Below are 9,330 nucleotides of genomic sequence, written 5' to 3'. Positions count from 1 at the left end.
CTGCAAAAGTTATTGCTGCGTGTATGCCGCATATGGATATCGACAGATGCCTTGATGTATTTAATCGGATTCTTCCTTATTTAGATGACAGTAATTGGTTCGTACGTGAGGCCGTATTGGAGATTGTTGGTGCATCGATGCCTTATCTGGATAATGAGAAACGTCAAGAAGCTTTTAATGCCATTCTTCCTCATTTAAATGATAATAATTGGGTTATTCGTGATGTATTATTAGACGTGATGCTCCAATTAATGCCCTATCTTAGTGAGGAGCATCATCAGCAAGCCTTTGCCGTAATTCTGCCGAATATAAACGATAATGACTGGAGTAATCGTTATATGGTGCTTCAGGCTATGCTCTTGTTTATACCTTATCTTAACGAGAATAATTGTCATAACGCACTCCAAGCGGCTCTTCCTAAATTAAATGATACGAATTCAGTGGTTCGCGGAATGGCACTTCAGGTTATTATTCTTTTTACCTCACATTTTGAGAGTAAGTATCATCAGGAAGTGCTTGATGAAATTCTTCTAAAATTAAACGACAACAATTCGTACGTTTGCGCTATGGCACGTAAGGCCATTACTAAATTTATGCCATATCTTAATCAGAAAAGGCGTCAGATCGTAATTGAAATGCTGCTGACAAAATTAGCGGTTCACGACAATTTAATTCGTGAAGCTGCATTGCAAGATATTTTGCTATGCATACCGTGCCTTAATAACGAGTGGCGTCAGAAGGTGCTTGAATTAGTTTTGCTGCAATTAAATGACAGTGATTGGAAAGTTAGTCGTGCGGCAATGCAGGTGTGTTGTGCTTGCATACCTTACCTTAATGATGAGCAACGTCAAAAAGTGTTGCAAAAGGTTTTTCCTAAAATAAGTGATGAGCGTTGGGAGCTTTGCGAAGAGGCCTTAAAAATTATTCTTTCATGCAGTTTGTATCTAAATGCTGAAGAGAGGCGCTTACTCTCTAGACAACTGGCCGAATACATTAATGAGAATTCATTAACCCGTTGGGTTGATGAATTGTCTCGCCATTATAAGGAAACCGGTTCCTTCCCCACTGATTGTGAGTTTTTCTAAAGCTGATGGCCATGCTTTTGAGTGTCACTACATTTCCTCTTGGCCATAGTCGTCAAGTTAAGGAGTTTAATCTTACATATTCTCGCTCCATTCCCTTAACTTGACGCCTAGACCCCAAGAGGAGAAGGGGGATTTTTCTTTAGCGCACTTCTTCAATCTGAATGGCTCGAAATAAGGTTTTATTCGCTATTATCCCAGTCATCCATTAAGCGGTTTCTTCATTGACTTCTTTCTAAACCCCCTTGCAATAGAAAAATAAAATACCACAAAGAGCATTAAAAGAACAAACGCACATAAATGTACTATACTTTTGGTTAAAACACGAACGGATTGTGTGGTAAAAATGGCAGCCAACACCAACTCAAATGAAATTGTAAATAAAATCAAAAATAATCCGGCTCCTGTGATTTTGGAGCAAAAAGAATTATCTAGTGAAATTAGAAACAAAATCAAAAGTAATCCGGCTTCGGCGATGTTGGAACAAAAAGAATTATCAGAAGCCACAATAGGTATTTTAGGTTCGTATTTACGTGGGCTAAGAATGTCACGCGGCGTGCTTAATAAATTCGATGAAAAAGAACAAAATGCACAAATTGTTCGTGAGCTTAAATACATTAGTGAACATAATTATCTACTATTCTTGGTTTTAACAAGGCAGTATGATCGTATTCACGAAATTTTTTTTGATAAAGACTTATTTGCCCGCGAGCTTGCTTTAATAGCAGAAATTAAACGCGAAGAAGCACGGACTGCAGCGAAGGTGCAACAACAAACACCATTTTTTGATCCCTTAAAACCACAAACAACAACCACAAATACGCCTACAGCATCGAGTTCATACACGCCACGTGATTATTCTCCCTTTTTTACCCAGGGTGTAACCAACATGGATTTGTATCGCTATTATGAACAAGAATATCGACGTGTCAGTTATGCGCATTATACAGCTCAAACTCAAGTTCTTGATACGGCATACCATGGTCGTGCAGCACGAATGATGCGGGCTATTGATTCTCTCGATGAGAATTTCGAGAGACATCACAGCATTCGTCGTGAAATAAAACAGATGCGTCAACGTTATACTGAAGAGCGCGATGCGATTATGAGTCGCTCTATAGCTCGCCAAGATGTACACGCTGCAAAAAAACAATATGAGGACCTGCTCAAACTAGATCAAAAATATGAAAAGGCATTCGCTACAGTTCTAGAAAAAAATCAGAATGAGCCTGGATTTGCAGAAATTTATAAAGAAGAGCTAGAAGAAACGCAACGTTATAAAGAAGAGCTGGAGAGCAATGATGAAGTTTATGCGGAAAAATTAGCAGAGATTACACCGCATTTAGAACGAACGAATCAAGCGGCCAAGGCAAATATAGAAGAGAATTTAAATGCGCTTATTGGTGATATAGGTGAATTACCAATTGATTTATTGAATAAAGGTCAACAGCAAGAATTAAATAGAGCAGTGTCTCGATTAACAGCGCTTAAAGAGCAAGTAAAAGACGCCGATAGTCTTGAGCAGAAAGAGGAGTTACTTGCTAAATGTTCTCAGGAAGTAGAAATAATTAAGCGTATTGCCTATCCACTTATGACTGGGCAATTAAAACAACAATTCGAAAAAGATGTAGATATGTTTCAGAAAATAGCCAAAGATCAAGATACGCTAGGTCTTAATGCAGCTCCATTTCAAGAAGATATTGTAGAGGCTGTTGCGCAAGCACATGCTATTGATGAGATAGCAGAATATGAGTTAGGTGCGGAAATACCAAAAGAATCTCTTGTAAATGCACAAAATAGCAACCTAGGGCATAAGATCCATGGCGCTAATCACGATATAGCGAATCAATCTTCAATTGAAGCGCAGCGTCGACTAAAGCTGTCACTGCATAGTTCGCGTGATGTTGCTAAGAATCCAGATAGTTCAATGGATGAAAAGATGAATGTTATAAACACTACTTTAGCAAGAATAGCAACAAAATTAGAAGGAATAGGAAGTGAAGAGGAGTTGAGCGATGAGGATAATATGATTATTAGTGAGATTAATGCACAAATTAGGGAAGTAACAGAGTATAAAAATTTTGAAGATCTACCAAGGGAACTTATCCAATCATTGTCCAATAATTTTGATAAGTTAGCCGCAAATCATGAATTTTTCGAGGAAATCAAAGAAAAATTTGCAATAGTGTCTGAGTTGATGCAAAACAGTGATGAATATTCAGCACGGCAATCTGTCCATATTTAAATGAATTGGATTAATTATTAATATTAATTGTTTTTATATTTAATTAATTTTGATAAGATGGTCAGTTTTTAATTAGTTATAAGGAGAATAAAATGCCATCACCAGTTGATAATTTATTAGATGCACTCAAAGCAAAAAAATATGACGTCGCAATAGCTCTTATTACGGAGGATCCTAAGTTAGTTAATACTATAAATCCTGTAACAGGATACTCAATAATGAAAACTTCTATTACAGGAGGAAGACCACTTGATTTAATTAAATTTCTTGTGAGCCAACCTGATTTCAATTTTACCTACTTGAATGTAACTGCAGATAATGTAGAGGAAGATGAAACGAATATTGATGTTATTCTTAAGTTTGGACGAAAAGATGTATTAGAGTTCTTGCTTAACGATCCCCAAATTATGCCTAAAATTATTTTAAATAATCAGCAATTAACTTATGAAAGTGCTGTGAAAAAATTGGAAGCTGTCCGTGCTACATTTAATAAAGAACACAGCAAATCAGCAACTTCTATATTTACTGAGCGTGCAAAAGCAAGAGTCGATAATCTAGAAAAAATGATTCCCATGCTTGCTGAAGCAACAATAAAATATGCGGTCGCAAAAGATGATCCCATTTTATGTATACGATTGGAAAAAGCAGGTGTTGATTTGGACAAACCATTAAGTTCAGAAAAAAAACCAGTTCAGTTATTAAATCGATCTAACCCCAAATTATTAGAATGGTTTATGGGTGAGCGTTTTGCAAACAAGGCTGCTAAAAGAGCTGTCGTTGATCCTGATTGTTTGAATAAACAAAGAGAAGCTCAGTCTCAATTGGATGCGGCACGTCAAGGATTCTTTGCAGAAGGAGCACGAATTCTTGGTAAAGCAACTGCTGGGCGTCTAGAGCGTATGAAAGAGGCTGATAAAATTAGTCCTCCTAGTAGAAAGTTGTAATAATAGATAGCTAAGTGACGTAGCCCGGATTAGGCATCGCCTAAATCCGGACTACGAGTGGTTCTTGATCTATATTTTGGGATATCCAACCCGAACGAATGGCAGTAAGAACCTTCAATCTTTCTGCATAACCTTTATTACATCCCCGAATAATTCGGTCCGCCACCGCCTTCAGGGGCATGCCAAACGATGTTTTGTCTTGGATCCTTAATGTCACAGCTTTTACAATGAATGCAATTTTGCGCGTTAATTTGCAATCTAGGACCATTTTCCTCTTCGACAATTTCATACACCCCAGCGGGACAGTAACGGCTCTCGGGAGAGGCATATTTGTTTAGATTAACATCAATAGCCAGCTGTGGTTTTTTCAACTCTAGATGACAGGGTTGATCCTCTTCGTGAAAGGTACCGGTTAAGAACACGGATGAAAGTCGGTCAAAGGTAAGCACATTATCTGGCTTAGGGTACTCAATTTTTTTTGCTTTTCTCGCTAATTGCAACGTATCGTGATCCGCATGATTTGCCAGAGTCCATGGCGAATTACCACCAGTAATATAGGTTTCAAATGCCGCATTAATTAAACCGGGGATTAGACCATATTTAAATCCTGGTCTTATGTTACGTACTGAATAAAGCTCTTTTTCTAGCCAGGAATTCTTTACTTTTTCTGAATAGCGCGTTAATTCCAATTGCGTATCACTAGTTTGCTGTAAGCTTTCAAAACACGCTTCAGCTGCAAGCATAGCTGATTGCATTGCGGTATGAATGCCTTTGATTTTAGGAACATTAAGAAAACCCGCTGCATCACCGATCAGGGCGCCGCCAGGGAAGGTCAACTTTGGTAAGGATTGCCAACCCCCTTCATTTAGTGCGCGCGCACCATAACTAATTCGTTCGCCGCCCTCTAAAACAGAGCGAATGAATGGATGGGTTTTAAAACGTTGTAATTCGGCAAAAGGGCTAAGCCAGGGATTTTTATAATCCAAACCAACAACAAAACCAACGGCAACACGCTGTTTGGACAAATGATAAATAAAGGAACCACCATAGGTTGCGTGGTTCATTGGCCAGCCCACAGTATGAATAACTTTACCTGGTTCATGTTTGTCTGCATTAACTTGCCAAATTTCTTTAATTCCTAAACCATAGGTTTGGGGATTGGCTTTGTCTCTTAGATGATAACGAGCCATTAATTTTTGGCTCAGTTGTCCACGACATCCTTCTGCTAATAAGGTTTGTTTGGCCAGTAAATTCATTCCCGGCTGATAATTATCGGTTTTCTCTTTATTTTTATTGATGCCAACACTGCCTGTAGCAACACCAATCATTTGGTTTTTATCATTATAAAGTGCTTTGACTGCTGCAAAGCCTGGGTAAATTTCACAACCTAAAGCCTCCGCTTGTCTTGCTAGAAACGCGCACAACTCACCTAAGCTAATAATGTAATTCCCTTCATTATGCATTGGTTTGGGGGTAGGGAGTTTATAGGCATGTTTGTGCGTAAGAAAATAAAAAAGATCTTTGCTTACAGGCGTATCTAAAGGGGCATTTTGCCAAGTGTCAGGCAATAGCTCTTGAAGACTTCTGGGTTCTAATACGGCCCCAGAAATGATGTGTGCCCCAACTTGGGCGCCTTTTTCTAAAATACAGACCGAGAGTTCTTTTCCTGCGGCTAAAGCCAATTGTTTCAGTTTAATCGCGGCAGATAATCCCGCCGGACCTGCTCCGACGATGAGTACATCAAATTCCATGGTTTCGTATTCCACACGCGCTCCTACGTACAAAAAATAAAATAATGACTTTACTGAATTACTACTGTCTTAGCGACAATAAGCTGCTCTTCTGTGCTCTGGCACGCAAACAATAATTCATTTTCGCTCAAGCAAGCGAAATGTCAACAGAATCTAGTTTAATATCAAGAATATATTGATATTCCGGCATGAAAACTAATGCTGTTTTGGGTAAAATGTGTGGCGATTAATTCTATGCATGTTATTGGCTTTATTTTTTTTTGCGTTTGCTTGGACTTTTTCTAATCAGTTTACTTTTAACATAAACTAATGAACGTGCGTGGCTAAATCCCAGCCAACTGAATAAATTGACAATAGAAGAGCGATGCGTATTTAAGGCAACATAAATTTCAGACTTTGGATTATTAAGTTGTTCTTCCAAACGGTCAGTAAATTTTAAGCCCTCAACAGCATAGATTATTTGCTCGAGTTTTGCACTGCTATTAACCCAGTAAGGGTTCCAACGCTGGTCTTGACCCGTTCGTAAACGGCTCATGGCATCGATAATTGCATGGCCTGCGGGTCCGTGCTTTGTGAGTATATTAATTGCATAATACAATCGCGGCATGGGGTCTGTGGAACGAGCATAGCCTTGAGCGATTGATTTTAGTGACGCATTGTATTGCTTACGATACGCTTCAACTTTGGCATGGTTGCCTGCAAGCGCATAACCCATGGCAATAAAACTCGGATCAACCAGATGCCGTGTGCGATATTCTTCCACCTTAGCATGGTTACCCGTACGCGCATAACCAATTGCGATAAGACCAGGATCGGCACCGTGCATAAATCGATATTCTTCAGCTTGAGTATGATTATTAGCAAGCGCATAGCCCATAGCAATTGAATTGATATCGGCATTATAACGTACACGGTATTCCTCAACTTTTGCATTATTACTGGCTTGGGCATAGCCAATGGCAATGGCATCTATACTGGCTTTAAATTCCCTACGATATTCTTCAACTTTATTATGGTTGCTAGCAAGTGCATAACCCATAACTATGGTATTCACATCCGCTTTAAGCTGCTTACGATATTCATCAACTTTGCTATGATCGCCAGCAAGCGCATAGCCCATGGCGATTGCTTTAACATCGGCTTGGTGTTGTATTTGATATTCTTCAACTTTGGCATGATTTAACGATTGGGCATAAGCCATGGCAATGGCATTGATATTTGCGCGATGTGTGAGGCGATATTCTTCAACTTTTTCATGATCGTGGGCATGGGCATAGCCCATGGCAATTGAACTGGCATTTGCCTGACATTGTATGCGGTACAACTCTGTTTTTTCATGGTCTCCCGCGAGCGCATAGCCCATGGCAATAGAGCTGACATCCGCACGATGTAGAAGTCGGTACTCTTCAACCATTTTATTGTTGCCCGCGAATGCGTAGCCCATGGCAATAGAGTCAACCATTGCTCCTATTGTACGCAGCATTTCCGCAGCTTTATTCGCACCTGTAGCTGCTAATTTGCCTGCTGGTGTAAAATAGGGGGGCATATTATCGAGCGCATCTAAATGTGCATCTTCCAGACTCTTTTTTAACTCATAAGCATCTGTAGCTTGCAGTGCGGCATTATAAATTTTGTCAAACATATGATCCTTTATGTAAAGGACAATAACTTATTGTAAAATAATACATAAAAACGTCAATTATATTTATTGTAGTGCGTATTTGCTATTATGGCTATTCTGTTTCAAAAATTAATCATTCAAGACCTGATTTTTTTGTTAAACAACGCATCCGATATAAATCGCAAAGCAATTTAAGAAATCTCTTACACGTTAATTGGTGATACGTTTCTATTTTTTTAGTACTTTATTCGCTATTCTATAATTGTTTGGCGCGGCTGGAATGGACACGGTGTCGAAAGACATGGTAATGGACAATCTACATCAGGGCAATTACAGCTGTCGCACAAACACGATTTCTGAAAAAAGCCCCTGTATTACTTGAGAGGTACTACAGGGGCTTTTTTTATTAACGTACAAGAACGTATTGACCATGTTGAATTCTGTATTGATGGCCATTATGATAAACAGTACCATTTTTATGATAATTGTGCATACCACTGTGTTGTGTTGTTGAATGACCAGTTAAAAAATTCACGCCTGAGCCAACAGTTGAGCCTACAGCATGGCCTGTATAAGATACGGCATGAACTCCAGTATCCACAACAGAGCCTCCTGCTTTAGCGGCGCTATCCATCGTTTGACATCCAACTAACGACAGTGAAAACAGGCAAGCAGAACCAATAATTACTAATTTTTTCATAATGTTCCCTCCAAAGTATGGTGTCCTTATTATTTATTGAACTCTTTAAATATAGTTCAAATAAAGATCAGTTGTGAGGTTAAATGGGCTTTTTATCTTATTTTAAGCACTTTCATGGAGAGGAAATAGGATTGATTTTTAAACTAAGTCTATACTTAAAGTACACTCACTTTGGCAAAGAACTATTATGAACTGCTGGGATGAATTAGATAAACTTCGTAAAATGCGCGAGAGTCTCCTTGATCGAGAAATTGAAATTTTAGATGAATGGCAGCGCACTGAGCGTGAAGAAGAAAAAATAAAATTGGAAGAAGAATATCAAAACCTTCCTTTTACAGAAGTACAGGAGGATATTATAAGGATAATTAACCAATGCTTTAATAAAAACACGTAGAAACAATCAATTTTGCGTTGAATCAGCAAAAGGAGAATATTGATGAAGGTATTATTCAGTAGTTTGCTTTTAGGTTTCTCAATGATGGCACACGCAAATGATGAATTATCGTTAGACGTGAATATTAAAGATCCCAGTTTTGCTCTTTCCTTGCCTGCGAATCCAACGACCGGCTTTCAATGGACCGTTGCCCAGTACGATAAAAATTTATTGACCTTAAGCGCTAGTGTTTATGAAAAGCCAAAAACTAATCTAGTTGGTGCAGGAGGGGTAATGCATTTTACATTTGTAGTACAGAAAGGAAAAGTATTACCTGAACACACGCAAATCCAACTTAAATATGCGCGCTCCTGGGAACCTAAAAGTGCCATCGTGAAGACCGTCCAAGTAAATTTTGTGCGGTAGTTAGTTGTTGTATCTTTAGTCTATTTTTCTTAGCTCTGTAGGCGCGTTATGTAATTCATAGCGCCGAATATCTATGCATTCAATATCAAAGGGCAAGCCATAGATCTCTAGGATATGGCCTGCCGAAATGCGCGATTTAATTGGAATTTATTGATTTTTTGACATGGCATATAAGTGTTAACTCCCTG

General features: G+C 38.7%; 8 protein-coding genes. 5 read left to right on the top strand and 3 right to left on the bottom strand.

Annotation, left to right across the window (positions count from 1 at the left end):
- The 3 genes from LDG_RS05355 to LDG_RS05345 all read left to right on the top strand — a co-directional run.
- On the top strand, positions 1-1,085 hold a 1,085-nt coding region (locus LDG_RS05355; RefSeq protein ID WP_040534621.1), incomplete at its 5' end, for a HEAT repeat domain-containing protein.
- 343 nt (positions 1,086-1,428) lie between these two features.
- Positions 1,429-3,327: a hypothetical protein gene (locus LDG_RS05350; RefSeq protein WP_006870165.1), complete on the top strand. Its 1,899-nt coding sequence runs from the start codon at positions 1,429-1,431 to the stop codon at positions 3,325-3,327.
- Between the two features lie 92 nt (positions 3,328-3,419).
- Positions 3,420-4,271 (top strand): hypothetical protein, encoded by an 852-nt coding sequence (locus LDG_RS05345; protein WP_006870164.1) that lies wholly within the window; start codon positions 3,420-3,422, stop codon positions 4,269-4,271.
- 137 nt (positions 4,272-4,408) lie between these two features.
- Here LDG_RS05345 and LDG_RS05340 read toward each other — a convergent pair whose 3' ends face one another.
- The 3 genes from LDG_RS05340 to LDG_RS05330 form a co-directional block, all read right to left on the bottom strand.
- Positions 4,409-6,037 (bottom strand): electron transfer flavoprotein-ubiquinone oxidoreductase, encoded by a 1,629-nt coding sequence (locus LDG_RS05340; RefSeq protein WP_006870163.1) that lies wholly within the window; start codon positions 6,035-6,037, stop codon positions 4,409-4,411.
- 235 nt (positions 6,038-6,272) lie between these two features.
- On the bottom strand, positions 6,273-7,664 hold the full coding sequence (locus LDG_RS05335) for a hypothetical protein (RefSeq protein WP_006870162.1): 1,392 nt from the start codon (positions 7,662-7,664) through the stop codon (positions 6,273-6,275).
- Positions 7,665-8,049: 385 nt separating this feature from the next.
- On the bottom strand, positions 8,050-8,343 hold the full coding sequence (locus LDG_RS05330) for a hypothetical protein (protein ID WP_006870161.1): 294 nt from the start codon (positions 8,341-8,343) through the stop codon (positions 8,050-8,052).
- A gap of 187 nt (positions 8,344-8,530) precedes the next feature.
- Here LDG_RS05330 and LDG_RS05325 point away from each other — a divergent pair, with 187 nt between their 5' ends.
- A complete protein-coding gene (locus LDG_RS05325) occupies positions 8,531-8,737 on the top strand; it encodes a hypothetical protein (protein WP_006870160.1) in 207 nt (68 codons plus the stop codon).
- A 42-nt stretch (positions 8,738-8,779) separates the two neighbouring features.
- Positions 8,780-9,142 carry a protease inhibitor I42 family protein gene (locus LDG_RS05320; protein WP_006870159.1) on the top strand — a complete coding sequence of 121 codons (363 nt, stop codon included), beginning with the start codon at positions 8,780-8,782 and terminating at the stop codon, positions 9,140-9,142.
- Positions 9,143-9,330 lie beyond the last annotated feature (188 nt).

The organism is Legionella drancourtii LLAP12 (genome assembly GCF_000162755.2).
In the GTDB taxonomy this organism is placed as follows: domain Bacteria; phylum Pseudomonadota; class Gammaproteobacteria; order Legionellales; family Legionellaceae; genus Legionella; species Legionella drancourtii.
This window is presented reverse-complemented; position numbering and strand designations above follow the sequence as displayed.

Bases quoted from the DNA above. Each gene is read 5' to 3' on its own strand.
- LDG_RS05350 (WP_006870165.1), top strand. From the start codon at position 1,429: ATGGCAGCCAACACCAACTCAAATGAAATTGTAAATAAAATCAAAAAT.
- LDG_RS05345 (WP_006870164.1), top strand. From the start codon at position 3,420: ATGCCATCACCAGTTGATAATTTATTAGATGCACTCAAAGCAAAAAAA.
- LDG_RS05335 (WP_006870162.1), bottom strand. From the start codon at position 7,664: ATGTTTGACAAAATTTATAATGCCGCACTGCAAGCTACAGATGCTTAT.
- LDG_RS05330 (WP_006870161.1), bottom strand. From the start codon at position 8,343: ATGAAAAAATTAGTAATTATTGGTTCTGCTTGCCTGTTTTCACTGTCG.
- LDG_RS05325 (WP_006870160.1), top strand. From the start codon at position 8,531: ATGAACTGCTGGGATGAATTAGATAAACTTCGTAAAATGCGCGAGAGT.
- LDG_RS05320 (WP_006870159.1), top strand. From the start codon at position 8,780: ATGAAGGTATTATTCAGTAGTTTGCTTTTAGGTTTCTCAATGATGGCA.